This window comes from Streptomyces bottropensis ATCC 25435 (genome assembly GCF_000383595.1).
Taxonomy (GTDB): Bacteria; Actinomycetota; Actinomycetes; order Streptomycetales; family Streptomycetaceae; genus Streptomyces; species Streptomyces bottropensis.
Map to the genome: position 1 here is coordinate 8,366,469 of NZ_KB911581.1, position 15,916 is coordinate 8,382,384.

At 72.1% G+C, this 15,916-nt stretch carries 13 protein-coding genes; 5 read left to right on the plus strand and 8 right to left on the minus strand.

Going from position 1 to position 15,916, the window contains the following annotated elements; translation table 11 throughout:
* Positions 1 to 7 precede the first annotated feature (7 nt).
* The gene (locus tag STRBO_RS0137005) at positions 8 to 1,213 is read right to left on the minus strand and encodes an amidohydrolase family protein (protein ID WP_005486169.1); all 1,206 of its coding nucleotides are present in this window, start codon (positions 1,211 to 1,213) and stop codon (positions 8 to 10) included.
* A gap of 264 nt (positions 1,214 to 1,477) precedes the next feature.
* Between STRBO_RS0137005 and STRBO_RS0137010 the strand changes: the two genes are divergently transcribed.
* The gene (locus STRBO_RS0137010) at positions 1,478 to 2,989 is read left to right on the plus strand and encodes a class I adenylate-forming enzyme family protein (protein ID WP_005486170.1); all 1,512 of its coding nucleotides are present in this window, start codon (positions 1,478 to 1,480) and stop codon (positions 2,987 to 2,989) included.
* On the opposite strand, the gene STRBO_RS0137015 is transcribed toward STRBO_RS0137010, so the two are convergent.
* Together STRBO_RS0137015 and STRBO_RS0137020 are read right to left on the minus strand one after the other, a co-directional pair.
* Positions 2,968 to 3,480, minus strand: a complete 513-nt coding sequence (locus STRBO_RS0137015) for an EF-hand domain-containing protein (protein ID WP_005486171.1) — start codon at positions 3,478 to 3,480, stop codon at positions 2,968 to 2,970. The two genes, STRBO_RS0137010 and STRBO_RS0137015, sit on opposite strands and share 22 nt — an antisense overlap.
* 199 nt (positions 3,481 to 3,679) lie before the next feature.
* Complete coding sequence (locus tag STRBO_RS0137020) at positions 3,680 to 4,123, minus strand: STAS domain-containing protein (protein ID WP_381207765.1); 444 nt, start codon at positions 4,121 to 4,123, stop codon at positions 3,680 to 3,682.
* Positions 4,124 to 4,652: 529 nt separating this feature from the next.
* On the opposite strand from STRBO_RS0137020, the gene STRBO_RS0137025 reads away from it, so the two are divergent.
* On the plus strand, positions 4,653 to 5,234 hold the full coding sequence (locus STRBO_RS0137025; protein ID WP_005486174.1) for a sigma-70 family RNA polymerase sigma factor: 582 nt from the start codon (positions 4,653 to 4,655) through the stop codon (positions 5,232 to 5,234).
* Entirely contained in the window at positions 5,231 to 6,583 is a 1,353-nt protein-coding gene (locus STRBO_RS0137030) for a zf-HC2 domain-containing protein (protein WP_005486175.1), read from the plus strand. Before STRBO_RS0137025 ends, STRBO_RS0137030 begins: the two co-directional genes overlap by 4 nt.
* 186 nt (positions 6,584 to 6,769) lie before the next feature.
* On the opposite strand, the gene purU is transcribed toward STRBO_RS0137030, so the two are convergent.
* Positions 6,770 to 7,651, minus strand: a complete 882-nt coding sequence (gene purU, locus STRBO_RS0137035; RefSeq protein ID WP_005486176.1) for a formyltetrahydrofolate deformylase — start codon at positions 7,649 to 7,651, stop codon at positions 6,770 to 6,772.
* 107 nt (positions 7,652 to 7,758) lie between these two features.
* A complete protein-coding gene (locus STRBO_RS0137040; protein WP_028797063.1) occupies positions 7,759 to 8,259 on the minus strand; it encodes an SCO4402 family protein in 501 nt (166 codons plus the stop codon).
* Between the two features lie 128 nt (positions 8,260 to 8,387).
* On the opposite strand from STRBO_RS0137040, the gene STRBO_RS0137045 reads away from it, so the two are divergent.
* Positions 8,388 to 9,692: an ABC transporter substrate-binding protein gene (locus STRBO_RS0137045; RefSeq protein WP_005486178.1), complete on the plus strand. Its 1,305-nt coding sequence runs from the start codon at positions 8,388 to 8,390 to the stop codon at positions 9,690 to 9,692.
* 123 nt (positions 9,693 to 9,815) lie between these two features.
* On the opposite strand, the gene STRBO_RS0137050 is transcribed toward STRBO_RS0137045, so the two are convergent.
* Positions 9,816 to 11,462: a hypothetical protein gene (locus STRBO_RS0137050; RefSeq protein WP_005486179.1), complete on the minus strand. Its 1,647-nt coding sequence runs from the start codon at positions 11,460 to 11,462 to the stop codon at positions 9,816 to 9,818.
* Positions 11,463 to 11,619: 157 nt separating this feature from the next.
* The gene (locus STRBO_RS0137055) at positions 11,620 to 13,002 is read right to left on the minus strand and encodes an NsdA family TPR-like regulatory protein (RefSeq protein WP_005486180.1); all 1,383 of its coding nucleotides are present in this window, start codon (positions 13,000 to 13,002) and stop codon (positions 11,620 to 11,622) included.
* 328 nt (positions 13,003 to 13,330) lie between these two features.
* Here STRBO_RS0137055 and STRBO_RS0137060 point away from each other — a divergent pair, with 328 nt between their 5' ends.
* Positions 13,331 to 13,990, plus strand: coding sequence for a bifunctional DNA primase/polymerase (locus tag STRBO_RS0137060; RefSeq protein ID WP_028797064.1), 660 nt, complete (start codon positions 13,331 to 13,333; stop codon positions 13,988 to 13,990).
* A gap of 251 nt (positions 13,991 to 14,241) precedes the next feature.
* Here the strand turns inward: STRBO_RS0137060 and STRBO_RS0137070 are convergent, their stop codons facing one another.
* On the minus strand, positions 14,242 to 15,099 hold the full coding sequence (locus STRBO_RS0137070) for an alpha/beta fold hydrolase (protein ID WP_005486187.1): 858 nt from the start codon (positions 15,097 to 15,099) through the stop codon (positions 14,242 to 14,244).
* Between the last annotated feature and the right edge of the window lie 817 nt (positions 15,100 to 15,916).

Consider the following 15,916-nt stretch of genomic DNA (forward strand, 5'->3'; position numbering starts at 1 on the left):
CGGGGCCCTACGTGCCGAGGTGGCGGTCGAGGTCCAGGCCGAGCATGCGGATCGCGTTGCCGCGCATGAGCTTGTAGACCGTCTCGTCGTCGAGGCCCTTCACATGGTCGAGGGCGACCTCCTTGGTGTGCGGAAAGGTCGAGTCGACGTGCGGGTAGTCGGTCTCGAAGGTGGCGTTGTCCCGCCCGACGACGTCCAGCGAGGCGATGCCGTGCTTGTCGCGGAAGAAGCAGCAGAACATCTGCCGGTAGTAGTACGTCGAGGGCGGCTCGGGGATCAGGTCGCGTACGCCGCCCCAGGCGCGGTGCTCCTCCCAGACGTCGTCGGCGCGTTCCAGGGCGTAGGGGATCCAGCCCATCTGACCCTCGCTGTAGGCGAGTTTGAGGCGGGGGAACTTCACCAGGACCCCGCTGAAGAGGAAGTCCATCATCGAGGCCATCGCGTTGTTGAAGGAGAGCGAGGCCTGGACGGCGGGGGGTGCGTCGGGGGAGGCGGCCGGCATCTGGGAGCTGGAGCCGATGTGCATGTTGACGACCGTCCCGGTCTCCTGGCAGACCGCGAAGAAGGGGTCCCAGTAGCCGGAGTGGATGGAGGGCAGTCCGAGGTAGGTGGGGATCTCGGAGAAGGTGACGGCCCGGACGCCCCGGGCGGCGTTCCGCTCGATCTCCGCGACCGCGAGGTCGATGTCCCACAGGGGGATCAGGCAGAGCGGGATGAGCCGGCCGCCGCTGTCGCCGCACCACTCCTCGACCATCCAGTCGTTGTAGGCGCGCACGCAGGCCAGGGCCACCTCCTTGTCGTGCGCCTCGGCGAAGGTCTGACCGCAGAAGCGCGGGAAGGTCGGGAAGCACAGCGAGGCCTCGACGTGGTTGAGGTCCATGTCCGCCAGCCGGGCCTTCGGGTCCCAGCAGCCGCGCCGCATCTCCTCGCGGGTGATCCCCTCCAGGGTCATCTCGTCCCGGTCGAAGCCGACGGCCGCGATGTTCCGCTTGTACGGGAACTTCAGGTCCTCGTAGATCCACCAGTCCGTCGGCTGCCCCTCGGGGTCCATCGTGATCCGGTACTTGCCGGCGATGTACGCCAGCTCGCCGATCCCGGCGGTGAGGGGCTTCGGGCCCCGGTCGCGGTACTTCTCCGGCAGCCAGGTGTCGAAGAGGTGCGCGGGCTCGATCACATGGTCGTCGACGCTGATGATGCGGGGCAGTTCGGTCATGGATCCCCCACTCAGTTATCTGATGGACCGTCAGATCCTCGTGAGCAGGTTAGTGGCACACCCCTGGACCGACAAGGCGCCCCGGCCTACGCTCTGGCCACGATCTGACATACCGTCAGCCAGTGGCGAGTGAGCCGAAGGGGCGCGTCGGTGTCGAGCCCGCGAGCGCGCGGAGGCCCGCGGGGTCGAGCACGGTCGCGGGCTCGGACACCGACCGGAGCGCCCCGGAGGCGAACCGAGCCTCAAAAGAAGGGGCCCCGCGCTGTGAATGACACCGCCCACGCACTCGGCACGTCCCGCACCCTCTGGGAACTCCTCGACCGCCGCGCCGGCCTCACCCCCGACCGGCCCGTCCTCCTCCAGGACGACCGCACCCTGAGCTTCGGCGAACTGCGCGCCCGAGCCGAGCGGGTGGCGGCCGGGCTGTACGACAGGGGCGTACGCCCCGGCACGGTCGTCGCCTGGCAGCTGCCCACCCGGATCGAGACGGTCCTGCTCTCCTTCGCCCTGGCCCGCCTCGGCGCCGTCCAGTCCCCGGTGATCCCCTTCTACCGCGACCGCGAGGTCGGCTTCGCGCTGCGGGAGTCGAAGGCGGAGTTCTTCGCGGTGCCGGGCCAGTGGCGGGGCTTCGACCACACGGAGATGGCCCGGCGGCTGGCGGCGCGCGGCGTCTTCGAGGCGTACGACCTGCTCCCGGACGGCGATCCCTCGACGCTCCCGGCCCCGCCGGACGACGGCACCTCCGTCCGCTGGATCTACTGGACCTCGGGCACCACCTCCGACCCCAAGGGCGTCCTCCACACCGACCGTTCGCTCATCGCGGGCGGCTCCTGTCTCGCCCACGCGCTACGGCTCACCTCGGACGACGTCGGCTCGATCGCCTTCCCGTACGCGCACATCGGCGGCCCCGACTACATGGTGATGCTGCTGCTGTACGGCTTCCCGGCGGTGCTGTTCGAGCACTTCGCGCTGCCGGCCGCACTGGAGGGCTACCGCAAGCACGGGGTGACGGTGGCGGGCGGGTCGACGGCGTTCTACTCCATGTTCCTGGCCGAGCAGCGCAAACAGCCCGGTGTTCCCGTCGTTCCCACCCTGCGGCTGCTGGCGGGCGGCGGGGCCCCGAAACCGCCCGAGGTCTACCACGCCGTCGTCCGGGAGATGGGCGTGCAGCTCACCCACGGGTACGGCATGACGGAGGTCCCGATGATCACGATGGGGGCGCCGGACGACTCGGTGGAGAACCTGGCGACGACGGAGGGGCGGCCGCCGGCCGGGATGGAGATACGGATCGCGGCGGACGGCGAGGTTCGGCTGCGGGGGGAGGCCGTCTGCCGGGGCTATCTGGACCCCGCGCAGTCGGCGACGGCGTTCGACGCGGACGGGTTCTTCGTGACGGGCGACCTCGGGCACCTGACCGACAGCGGCCATCTGGTGCTGACCGGGCGCCTCAAGGACGTCATCATCCGCAAGGGCGAGAACATCTCGGCGAAGGAGATCGAGGACCTGCTGCACCGCCACCCGGCGGTGCGGGACGTGGCGGTGATCGGTCTCCCCGACGCCGAACGCGGGGAACGGGTCTGCGCGGTCGTGGAACAGCCGCCGGCGACCGAGGCGCTGACCCTGGAGGCGGTGACGTCGTACCTGCGCGCGGAAGGGCTGTCGGTCCACAAGCTGCCGGAGCAGGTGGAGGTGGTGGACGCCCTTCCGCGCAACGAGACCCTGCGGAAGGTCCTCAAGTACAAGCTGCGCGAGCGTTATTCGGGCACGGTGAAGTAGCGGGCGAACGCGTTCACGACCTCCACCTCGTCCACCTTGCCGTCGGCGTCGGTGTCGAGCGTGGCGGCGGCGGCCGCGCAGACCTCCTCCGGCGCGCCGAGAGCCTTGAGGACCCGGGCGGCCTCCTCGACCGAGGCCTTTCCGTCCCCGTCGGCGTCCGCGACCGCCAGGGCGGCGTGCAGGAAGGGGCGGGCGATCTCGGCGAATCGGTCGGGGTTGTCGCGCAGTCGCTTGACCGCGCCGTTCACGAACTCGTCCCGGGTGATGCGCTGGTCGCCGTCCCGGTCCGCTATGCCGGCCATGCCCTGCCAGAAGGCCTCGGCGCCGCCGTAGAGGGCCTGGCCCTTGTCCGAACGTGCGGTGGTGCCGAACTCGTTGAGAACCGCCTTGCTCGCCGCGCTGAAGTCCTCGCGGTCGATCCAGCCGTTGCCGTCCTGGTCGAAGGTGGCGAACCGGGCGGCGATCCTGCGCTCGTACTCGCTGCTGACCATGTCTCTCGGGGCCCGCCTTACGTCAAGTGGGGTGCTTCTCGGACGGAGCGTACGACGTCAGAGGCCCGGAGGGAGCGCGAAAGCGTCGCTTGTACCAAGACTGCGGGAATTCCGGGACAACTGTGTGGCCACCGGGACGCCACCGCGTGCGACAGCTCAGCTCACACGTACGTACTGCTCATCGGGAGAGGTGCCGAGGTCAGGCCGACAGTGGGCCGACCTCCTCCTCGGGCTCCGGTACGACCGCCGAGGCGACGTCGGGGTGGACGTCGAAGAGGCGGCGGACGCCGAGGGCGGCGAGCACGCGGTTGACATGCGCGCCCTGGGCCGGTCCGCCGCCCGCGTGGCCGTCGGCGGGGAGGATCAGCTTGAGCCGTCCCCGGCAGGAGCGCAGGAGGCGGCGGGTGGCGATGAGGACCCCCACTCCGCTGGAGTCGCAGAAGACGACGTCGGAGAGGTCCAGGACGAGGCTTCGGCGGCCGTCGGCCACCGCCTCGTGCACCCGCTGCCGCAGCAGGGGCGAGGTGACCAGGTCCATCTCACCGGACACGTGCAGCACGACCCACTCGCCCCGCTCGCCCGGTAGGCCCTGCCCGTCCTGCCCGTCCTGATCGCCGTCGGTCACTTCGAACGTCACCGCGATGCCTCTCAGTCGCCGAACCGGAAGCCACTGCACCGCTTCCTGCTTGCGCGGCTGCCCCGCCGTCGTTCCATGAAACACCCGCGGCCCGCCGAAAGAGCGGGGTAAGCGAGCCAATTCAGGGGCCTTTTCGGTGCGATTTCTATCGAGTACGGTCACATGTGATCGACTATTGATCGCGAATGGATGCGAAGCGGTCCTGAGCGGTCGGATCCATGCAGATCCGGCCACATATGAGGTCGTACAAGCATACGAAAGGCGGGCGGACGCCCACGTGGGCGGCATGGAAACGGCTTGCGCCGGGGGTCATACCATCTCCGGCGCCACGAGGGGCGCACATTGCCATAAAGGGGCGTGCGCGGTCAGCGGTGCCGACTACATTCGGGACGGCAGTGCACGGAGGCTTGAAACGGTGCCCGGACCGGGCCGCTGCGACGCCGGACCGACGAGGGGTCGGTGACGGGTCGACACGGGGTCCACGGTCCGACGGTCATCAGGAACGGCGCAGGTACGAGCAGGGTGAGGGGGCCGTATGGCGACGAAGGACGCACCGCCCCGCTGGGACCGCAAGATGCAGCAGCGGCTGGCGCGAGGCGAGGCGGCGGCGCTCGGTGAGCTGTACGACCGGTTCGCGTCCCTCGTGCACGGGCTCGCCCACCGCGTCCTCGGTGACGAGCGGGGCGCCGACGGCATCACCCGCGAGGTGTTCCTCCAGCTCTGGGAGAACCCCGAGGCGTACGACCCCAAGCACGGCCCCCTGCGTTCCTGGGTTGCGGCGCTGACCCACCGCCTGGCGGTGCAGCGGCTGCGCGCCACCGAGACCGCCGCACTCGCCCGGGGCGGCGAGGGCACCGCGGAGGACCTGGAGCGCAAGGTGCGCCACGCGTCGGTCGCGGCCCGCGCCGACTACATAGTGCAGGCGATGCCCACATCGCTGCGGGCCGCCCTGGAGCTGGCGTACTTCCAGCGCCGCGACTACCGCCAGACCGCCACCGACCTCGGCGTCACCGAGGACGAGGCCCGCCGCCGCCTGCGCCTCGGCCTGCAGCTCCTGTCCACCGCCCACGACACCCGTCCCTCCGGCACCCCGCCCGAACCCGGGGCCACGGCGTGACCGGCGGACCGACCCCGTTCGGGGCCCCCGGCGACGACCCGGAGGAGCAGGGGCCCGGCGGCCCCCGCGACGGTGATGGTGACGGTGGCGGCGACGCGCCGGCCGGGCCGCCGCGCATACCGCTGCCGCGTACCTCCGTGGAGGACACCGGGCTGCCACTGCCCGACCCCGCGCCGCCGACGGCACCCCCGGCGTCCCTCGTGCTGGAGCACCATGTGCTCAAGGCGCTGCTCGGGGCCTGGGCGCTGGCGGCGTGCTCGGCCGAGGAGGCGCTGGCCGTGGAGGAGCACCTCGGGTCGTGCGGGGCGTGCGCGGACGAGGCGCGCCGGCTGCGGGAGGCCGTGGGGCTGCTCCACCCGCCGGAGAGCCTCGACCTGGATCCGTCGCTGCGCACCCAGGTGCTGGGCATCTGTCTGCGCCGCCGCCCGCCGCGCATCCCCGTGCCCGGCTGGGCCGCCCCGTACGACGCGGAGACGGCCCGGCTGGACGCGTTGCTGCAGGACATCGGGACCGCCGACTGGCACGCGCCCGTACGGCTGCGCTGGTTCGAGGGCGTGGGGCCGGTGAGCCGGCGGACGACCGTCGCCGGGGTCATCGCCCATCTGCTCACCGTCGACGGGATGGTGGCGGCCGCGCTCGGCCTGGACGACCCGCTCGGCGGGCTGGATCGCGAAGGCGACGAGCCCGTCGGCGGTACGCCGGAGGCGCGCACCGAGGCCTACTGGAAGGCGTCCCACTTCCCGCCGAACCGTGCCCTGCGCGCACCCTGGCGGCAACAGAGCCACGACATCGTCCGCACGGCGTCGTTCACGGGCGGTGGCGGTCCGGACGGCTCCGACAACTCCGGGCGCCTGCCGGTCTCGTACGGCGGCTTCGAGCTGCCCCTGCGCGACGCGATGCTGGACCGGGCGTTCGAGTGCTGGATCCACGCGGAGGACATCGCGGAGGCCGTGGACTACCCCTACGAGCCGCCCTCCGGCCGCGATCTGCACGGCATGATCGACCTGGCGGTCCGCATGCTGCCGGTGTCCCTGGCCGAGCGCCGCCGGGCCGGCCTGGCGTCCCCACCCCCGCCCGGCCGCCACCTCGTACCGGCCGGCACCCCCGGCCGCAGCCTCCGCCTGGAGATCGAGGGCTCCGGCGGCGGCGAGTGGCTCATCCCCCTGGACTCCCCCGCGGCCCTCGGCTCCGCCGACCACGAGGTGGCCCACGTCGCCCTGGACGGCGTCGAGTTCTGCCGCCTGGCCGCCGGCCACGTCCCCCCGGAGGAAGCGGCGGCAGGCCAGGCCGGCGACCGCGAGGCAATCAAAGACGTCCTGCTCGCGGCGGCATCCCTGAGCCGGATGTAGGAGCCCGGGAAGAGCGCAGTTCTTCCAGTCCCGCAGCCCTTCAGGGGCGCGAGGAACCGCGCGACTGAAACGGGCGCAGCCCGCTCAGGGGCGCGGGGAACTGCGCGAGCAACCACCCACGACCCGCACCCGCCAACACAGCAGTCGCCCCCGACCCTGAGGCCCCCCCCCCGCCCGGCGGAGCCCCTACGCGAAGACGACCGTCCGCCGCCCGTTCATCAGAATCCGCCGCTCCGCATGCCACTTGACCGCCCGCGCCAACGCCTGGCACTCCACGTCCCGCCCGACCGCGACCAGCCCCTCGGGCGTCACCCCGTGCCCCACCCGCTCGACCTCCTGCTCGATGATCGGCCCCTCGTCGAGGTCGGCGGTCACATAGTGCGCCGTCGCCCCGATCAGCTTCACACCCCGCGCATGCGCCTGGTGGTACGGCTTCGCACCCTTGAAGCTCGGCAGGAAGGAGTGGTGGATGTTGATGATGCGACCGCTCAGCTGCTTGCAGAGGTCATCGGAGAGGACCTGCATGTAGCGGGCCAGAACGACCAGCTCGACCTTCTCCTCGCGCACGATCTCCAGCACCCGCGCCTCGGCCTGCGCCTTGGTGTCCTTGGTCACCGGGATGTGGTGGAAGGGGATGTCGTACGACCCCACCAGCTCGGCGAAGTCGGTGTGGTTGGAGACGACGGCCGCGATCTCCACCGGCAGCGCCCCGATGCTGGCCCGGAAGAGCAGGTCGTTCAGACAGTGCCCGAACCTGCTGACCATCAGGACGATGCGCATCTTCTCGTCGGCCAGGTTGATCTGCCAGTCCATCTGGAAGGAGTCACCGATCGCCGCGAAGCTGGCCCGCAGCTTCTCCACGTTCACCGGCGCCTCCGCCGAGAAGTGGACGCGCATGAAGAACAGTCCCGTGTCGTGGTCGCCGAACTGCTGGCTGTCCTCGATGTTGCCGCCGGTCATGAAGAGGTAGCTCGACACGGCGTGCACGATGCCCGGCTTGTCCGGGCAGGCGAGGGTGAGGACGTACTGGTCGGCGGGCGCCGCGGCTCGGGTGGACTGCGCGTTCATGCCCGACAGGGTCCCATATGGCGTACCCGGGTCGGCAACCGTCCCGAGGACCGGACCACCCGCCCGCCCCTCGCCCGTCCCTCGCGCCCCGCCCGCCCTCCCGGCCCCTACGCCGCCCGCGTCATGATCCGCAGCACCTCAAGGGTGCGCGGCGGCGTGTCCGGGTCCTCCCCATCGCTCGCCGAGAGGCGTACGTGGGCCTCACGAGCGGCGCGGACGGCCTCGGGCCAGGCCTCGTGGTCGACGTAGGCGGAGACGGGCGCGTCCGGGCCGACCTGGTGCATGATCCGCAGCACGCGCAGCACGGCGGTGTCGACGAGGGCGGCCTCCTGGGCGTCACGGAAGATCGTGCCCACGTACTTCTCGGCGGACCAGTTGTCCAGCCAGGTGTCCTCGACCAGGCGGTACACGGCGTCGGTGACGTCCCCGTACCCGTCGACACCGGCCAGCCAGACATTCTGCTGGAACGCGGGGTCGGAGAGCATGTGCAGCGCGGAGCGCACATTGCTGCGCCAGCGCCACCACGGCATGTCGTTCAGTGGCATGTCGCCCATGGTGGATGAGCGACGCCCGCGACGGGAAGGGGTCTCCGGACCTTGGACGGTCATCGATCGTGCGTTCCTCTCTGCAGCCACGCGAAAATACGATCGTAGCTCTTCGTAATTCACCTCCCGGTCACCTCACGTCGACCATCCGTCACACCCGGGTTGGCGGTGTGGCGGAATCGTGCGGAGCCATGACTGGTTCCCGGGCACGACGGACCCCTCCGTTCACCGACCTCCCCCTAGGGCTCGCCAAACGCCTGGTCAGGGCCACCACACTGGCGGCGTGTGCGTCACTCGTCGCCGGGTGCGGGGTCGTCCCCGGTACCACGGGGGGTACCGGGGACGACACCGTCACCGTCATGACCTGGGCCCCGGAGAAGACGTCCGCCACCAACAAGCCCGGTATGCCCGCCATGGCGAAGGCGTACGCCCGCTGGATCAACGCCAACGGTGGCATCAACGGCCGCGAACTCAAGATCCTGACCTGCAACGACCACAACGAGACCGTGACCGCCGCGAAGTGCGCCCGTCGCGCCGCCGACGAGAACGTCGTCGCGGTCGTCGGGTCCTACAGCCAGCACGGCCGTTCCTATCTCGCCCCGCTGGAGTCCGCGGGCATCCCGTACATCGGCGGCTACGGCGTCACCGACGACGAGTTCGCCAGCGCGCTGTCCTATCCGGTCAACGGCGGGCAGGCCTCCCTCATGGCCGGCCTCGGTGAGCAGCTGGCCAAGACGTGCGGCCCGGTCGCCCTCGTACGCCCCGACTCGATCGCCGGCGACCAGCTGCCGCTGCTGCTGGACTCGGGACTGCGGTCCGGGGGCCATCGGGGATCCGAGGACCAGCTGGCGGCCGAGGACGCGACCGAGTACGGCGGGCACGCCCGGGAGGCCCTGCGGCGGGCCGCCTCCGATCCGGCCACGGAGGGCTGTGTGGTCCCGGCGCTCGGCGACCGCACCTTCACCTTCATGGACTCCTTCCGCCGGGACCGCGGGGACTACCCGTCCGTCCGCACCGGAACCGTCCTCGGCAGCGTCGACCAGACGGTGATCGACACGACCGGCGGCAGGTCGGGGCCGTACGAGGGGGCGTACGTCACCGGCTGGTACCCGGTGGAGACCGACAAACGGTGGGACCGGATGAAGCAGGTGATCCGGGAGCACGCGTTCGACGACAACCGGATCGACCCGGCGGACCCGGGTGTGCAGACCACGTGGATCGCGTACACCGTCCTGCGGGCCGCCCTGCAGAAGATCGGCGACAGCGAGGTGACCGCCCAGGCGATCCGCCGCGTCCTCGACGGCGGCCTGACGGTCACCACGGGCGGCCTCACCCCACCTCTGAGGTGGCGCTTCGAAGACCTCATCGCCTCCGCGGGCTTCCCCCGCCTCATCAACCCGGAAGTCACCTTCCAGGTGGTCCGCAAGGGCCGGCTGGTCGCCGCACGCCGGGACTTCGTGAACGTGGAGAAGACACTGGTGGAGGCGGAGAGCTGAGCGGACCGGGCGGCGCCGGGACGGAGCGCCGGCCGAAGGGCTCCGGCCGGCACGCTCCGTCTCCGTCTCCGGGTCCGACTGCGGCTCCGACTGCGGCCGCAGCGCCGTGGCCGCGCCGCTTCGCTAGAGCTGGACCGCCTGGCGCGTGGTCAGGCCGTAGGTCGTGGCGATGGTGTTCCAGAGCTTGGCGGCCTTGGCCTTCTCCGCGCTGGCGGTACCGCTGGCCGCGTCGCCGGCCCGGGTCTGGCCGGTGGGGCGCGCCTGGCCCTTCTTGCAGCCCTTCCTGCCGGCGCTCTGGTCGGCCCACGCGGCGTAGTGGTTGTCGGCGGAGGCGGAGGCCTGCCACGCCTTGGTGAGCGAGGTGGTCAGGGCCTCGTGGTCGGGCAGCTTGTCGACGGACAGTCCGCCGAGCCGGGTCACCAGCTCGTTGCGCTGCTTCGCCGCGTCCCGCAGATCGGTGGCGGCCTGCCCCAGGTTCGTGCAGGTCCTGATGTTCCCGACCGCCTTGATCACGCTGTTCCGGCTGTTGCCGCTGTCCGCCAGCAGCTTGTCCAGCGCGACCGCCTGCTCCTTCGCCGGATCGGCCGCCGCTGACTCCGACTCCTCGGGCGCCCCGGTCGCCGCCACGGGCTTGTTGTCGCTCGGCGAGTCCTTGTCCCCCGACCCGGCCATCAGCGCACCCGCCCCGATGCCGAGCACGGCGATCCCCACCCCGACGAGCGCGATGAGCGGCACCCGGGACTTCGTACGGCCGCCCCCGCCGCCCCCGCCGTCCCGTCTCGCGCCGGCCCGCCCGGCGTGACCACCGTGACCGCCGTGACCGCCATGACCGGAGGGCCCGCCCGGGCCCCGCGGCGGCTGCGGGGCAGCCGTGTGGTCGATCTTCGGCATCTGCTGCGTGGCCCCGGCGGCACCCTCCGCCGCCGCGTCGCTGCGGAAGAGGCTGTCGAACACGTCCGGCTGCTGCTGGGGCGGGCTCGGCCGCCGCGGCCCCGGCGCACCGTACGGCCGCGGCTGGGCCGGCGCCTGCGCGGCCACCGGGGGTATGAACTGCGTCGGCTGGGCGTCCGGGTTCCCGGCGGGCGCCGTGTGCGGGGGCTGTCCGGGGTGGCCGACGGGCGGCAGGGGCCCGGCGCCGTGGTCCGGCACCCGCCCGAGGTACGCCGTCGCGTCGGCCGACGCCTCCGGCGGCAGCGCGCCCGGCCCGACCGGCGGCAGGAACTGCGTGGGGGCCTCCGCGGCGGGCTCCTGCGCGGCCACCGGCGGTATGTACTGCGTCGCGCCTTCGTCCATGGGCATGGGCCCGGTCGCCGGTACGTAGGGGATGTACTGGGTGGCCCCCTCGTCCACGGGTGCCTGCGGCGGGGCCGCCTCACCCGCGGCCGGCGGCAGCGGCGAACCCGAGCCCGTCCCGCCGTATCCCCCGAGGCCGTACTCCGGCCCCGGGGAGCCCTCGGGCGGCAGCGGCGTCCCGCCCTGGCTGCCGTACGCGGCCTGGGCCCCGTACGGGTCGTAGGGGCCGTGCGCGCCCTGACCGCCCCACTCCGGAGCGGGCGGCGCGGACGGCGCGCTGTTCCAGTGGCCGGCGGGCGCCGCGGCCTCCTCGGAACCCCACTGCCGCTGCTGGTCCCACGGCTGGGCCGGGGCAGGCGGCAGCGGCGCCGGTGGCAGATCGCTCGGATGGAGCGGCGCCCCACCGTCCGAGGGCAGCACGATGCCTTCGCGCGCGGTCCGCGCCGAGGGCTCCTCGCCCTGTCCACTCTGCGTCACCGAGACTCCTACGAATGGGGGACTTGCGGAATCGTCGACTCACGCTACCGGTTCCGGATGACGGCCCACGCACCACCCGCGCCCCGACGAGGGGGCGAAGCCACCCTCAGGGGCGCGGTAACCACGTGAGCCACCCCAGTACCCCACCCACGGCGCTCTACGCCGCCTGCAAGTCCATGCGTGCCCCGAACTCCCTGACCACCGCCTCCTCCCGGAACGGCTCCAACCGCTGCTGGAGGTCGTCCAGATACTCGGCCCCGCGGTTCGACCGCAGCGATCCCAGCAGCTCCACGGCCTTCATGCCCGTGTGACAGGCCTGTTCGACCTCGCGCTGCTGCACCTGCGCCGTGGCGAGCAGGACGTATCCGATGGCCCGCCGGCGGGCCCGTGACTCCGGATGCCTGGCCAGGGACTCCTCGGCCCGCCGGGCCGCCGCCTCCGCCTGCCCCAGGTCCCGGTGGCAGTGCGCCAACTCGTCGGCGAGATAGGCCTCGTCGAAGTGCCTGATCCAGACCGGGTCGTCCCCGGCCGAGGGATCCGCGCCCTCCAGCGCCTCCACGGCACGCCCCGCCGCCGCCTGCGCGGCGCGCGCGTCGCCCATCAGCGCGTGCCCGCGCGCCTCCGCCGCGTGGAACATCGACTCCGCGCGCGGCGTGGCCCGCCCGCGCGCCCCCTCCTGCGCCGCGCGCGCCAACTGCGCGATCTCCCGCGGGTTCCCGAGCTGCGCCGCGAGGTGGCTCATGGACGCGGCGAGGACGTAACCGCCGTAGGCGCGGTCGCCCGCGGCCTGGGCGAGGCGGAGCGCCTGGATGTAGTACCGCTGGGCGAGGCCCGGCTGCCCGGTGTCGACGGCCATGTACCCGGCGAGTTCGGTCAGTCGGGCGACCGAGGCGAACAACTCCCGCCCCACCGCCTCCCGGTAGGAGCCGGCCAGCAGCCCCGAGACGACGCTGTTCAGGTAGTGCACGACGACCGGCCGCACATGCCCGCTGCCGTACTGGTGGTCGAGGTCGACGAGCGCCTGGGTCATCGCGCGCACGGCGTCCACGTCGGCCGACCCCACGCGGGGTCCCGCCGTGCGGGCGACCTGGGAGTCCGGCGACGAGATCAGCCAGTCCCGGCTGGGCTCGACGAGGGCGGAGGCGGCGACGGACGAGCCGGAGAGGAAGTCCCGCCGCCCCACGTCGCTGCGCCACAGCTCGCAGACCTGCTCGATCGCCCCCAGCACCGTCGGCGAGAACTGCAGACCGACGCCGGACGCGAGGTTCTTGCCGTTGGCCATGCCGATCTCGTCGATCGTGACCGTGCGGGCCAGTTTGCGGCCGAGGGCCTCGGCGATGATCGCGGGCGCCCGGCCCCTCGGCTGCTGTCCCCGCAACCAGCGGGCCACGGACGTCTTGTCGTAGCGGAGATCGAGGCCGTGCTCCGCGCCGCACATGTTGACCCGCCGGGCCAGGCCGGCGTTGGAACAGCCCGCTTCCTGGATGAGCGCCTGCAGTCGTTCGTTCGGCTGCCTGGCGACGAGCGGCCTTGCGGCCATGGCGTACCCCCTGTGGCTGTGGTGCCTTGCCCACGCACCGAGTTGACGTGTCCTCAGCGGCCGACTCCTCTCGCATACGTGTACCCACATATCGAAAGGTTCCGGCCTCGAAGATCAATGCCCCGCCGACATACCGAAGATGCGAGACATACCAGGATTGCCGGGGTAAACACGGATGCTGTACCCCACACGTGGCTACCCGGCTCACTCCGTGATCCCGCCCGCGCGCCCCCGGCCGTGCGCCCATGCGCCCCGGCCCGATCGGCGATGCTCTCCCCCGCGCATGTGATTTCCGTAACCCCCGATGACCGCTAGAGTTGTGTTCATCGTGGAAGAGACCATCGCGGGCCCTGAAGCTGCCCAAATCCCGAAGCAGCGCGGCGAATCGCTGCTGGACACCGCCGTTCGCTACACCGAAGATCGCCACTGGGACGTGTTCCCCGGTACATGGCTGGAAGCCGTCGACGGGGTGCAGCAGTGCTCCTGCGGCAGCGCGGTGTGCGCCGCCCCCGGCGCGCACCCGGCGCGCGAGGACTGGGCGACCCAGGCGACAGGCAGTGCGACCGCCGCACGCCGTCTGTGGTCGGAGCAGCCCACCGCGTCGATCCTTCTGCCGACCGGCCATACGTTCGACACGATCGACGTTCCCGAGACCGCCGGCCTGCTGGCGCTGGCCCGCATGGAACGCATGGAGCTGACCCTCGGCCCGGTGACCTGGACGCCGGACCGCCGGATGCACTTCTTCGTGCTGCCGGGTGCCTCCGTCAAGGTCCCCGATCTCGTACGGAAGTTGGGCTGGTCGCCGCTGGCCCTCGACCTCAGGGCGCTGGGCGAGGGCGAGTACGTGGCGGCCCCGCCGACGCGGTACGGGTCGCGGGGGGCCGTGCAGTGGGCCCGGCGCCCCACCCCGGCCAACCGCTGGCTGCCGGACGCCGAGGAACTGATCTCACCGCTCGCCTACGCGTGCGGGCGGGACGGGCGTCGCTGACTCCCGCCGCCCTCGCGGGACCGTTTCCCCAGGGTGTCGTCATGACTGAGGAATCGTCGATCCGGCGCTGAGGAACATCGGGGACGACTGCCCGGTGTGGGAGCGGGCGGCGGCGCCGCGCGAGCGGTACCCGGACGCGGCGGTGATCGGGGCGGCCACGGTCGAGCCCCACCCGATGTACGCAAGGCCGTCCGGCATGACGGGCGAGGGAGGGTCCCGGAGCGATCCGGGGCCCTCCCGCCGTGGGGGAATCAGTCCGAGAAGGTGTCCAGGAACGGCTCTATGGCCGCGCGCCACGCGTCCGGCTGGTCGTAGTGGACGAGGTGGCCCGCGTCGGCGACCTCGGCGTACTGGCCGTGGGGCAGCACGCGGACCATCTCCTGGGACTCCGCGCGGCCCAGCTCGCCGTCGAGGCCGCGGACGACGAGGGCGGGGCAGCGGACCTGGGTCAGCTCCTCCCAGTGCGCGTCGTACACCCACGTCTCGCGGGTCTTCAGCATCTGCTCGGGGTCGAAGACGGGCCGCCAGCCGTCGGAGCCCTCGTGCATGACCTCGGCGTAGAACTCGCCGCGGGACGGGCTGGGGCGCTCCACCCAGGGGTCGTCCTCGCCGAACCACTTGCGGACGTCGGCGAGGGTGGCGAAGGGCAGCGGCCAGGCCTTGAACCAGTTCTCCCACTCGCGCTGCGAGGCGGCGCCCAGCGCCGAGGCCCGCATGTCGCAGATGATCAGGCCGCGCACCAGGTCCGGGCGGCGGGCGGCCAGCTGCCAGGCGGTCAGGGCACCCATGGCGTGGCCGATGAGGACGACCGGGCCGAGGCCCAGCTGTTCGACGGCTGCCTCGGCGTCCTCGACGTAGGCCTCCCGGGTGTACGCGGCCTGCTCGGACTTCGCGCTCTGGCCGTGACCGCGCTGGTCGAGTGCGACGGCGCGGTGCCGTTCGGAGAGCCAGCGGGCGGTGGGGGCCCAGTGGGAGGCGCGGCCCATGAGGCCGTGCAGTAACAGCACCCCCGGCCGGGGCTCGTGTTCACCGGACTTGGGCGGTTCGTCGAACTCCCAGGCGGCGAGACTCACGCCGTCCGCCCCCGTCACGTCGATGCGCCGCACCATTGGCACCCCCCAGACTCCCGCCCGGACCACTCGCTCCCGCCTCGTGTACCCACTTCGAGCCGGTTGGTCCACTCGTCCCAACTGCTGTCGTACCGCTGTCCCGCTGCTGCTCCTACCGCTTCCCCGTCGCATCCGCCGTCGCTCCAGCCGCCGTCACCCCGTGCGCGCCGCTCGGACGACCCGCCCGTGTGTTACAGCGTGCATATCGGTTGACACGTTACGTGTGGGGTGCGCGAGTCGGTCAGGCCACGTGTCACGCATCGCCACGCCGTCCACGCTATCGAATGCACATTCGAAGATGCCGTCCTGGGCGACAACACCCCTCGTTCGAGTGACCTCCCTCAAGGATTGCCCGCCGCCGCCGAGGGGAGATCTTCAACGGGAGGCGGACCGCTCGGGGAAAACGGTCCGAGGGGGCTGACCCTGGGAGCTCGGGGCTCCGGGTCAGCACAGGGGAGGACAGGCCCCGGCGCCACACGGCGCCGGGGCCCTCCTCACGTCCACGGCACATCACGCCCCGCCCCCTCCCCTACCACCGGAGATCCGCCGTCTCGGGCGGCCAAGAGCCCCTCAGGTCATATGCCTCACGCGCAAGCCTCGCATGCGAACGGTTCGCGCGCTGCGATTCGGCGCACTGAATCTGCGACGGGGCAAGATCCCGGACACGAACCCCGGCCCCCCACAACTTCCCCTTCCGCACCGGGAGTTGGCGACCGGAGTCAGCGGCCGATACGGGCATCCGCCGACACTCACCGAACGGCGGCCGCCACGAGCCGACACGAGCCGACAGGTACCGCCGTCGACGGCCGGACCGGGC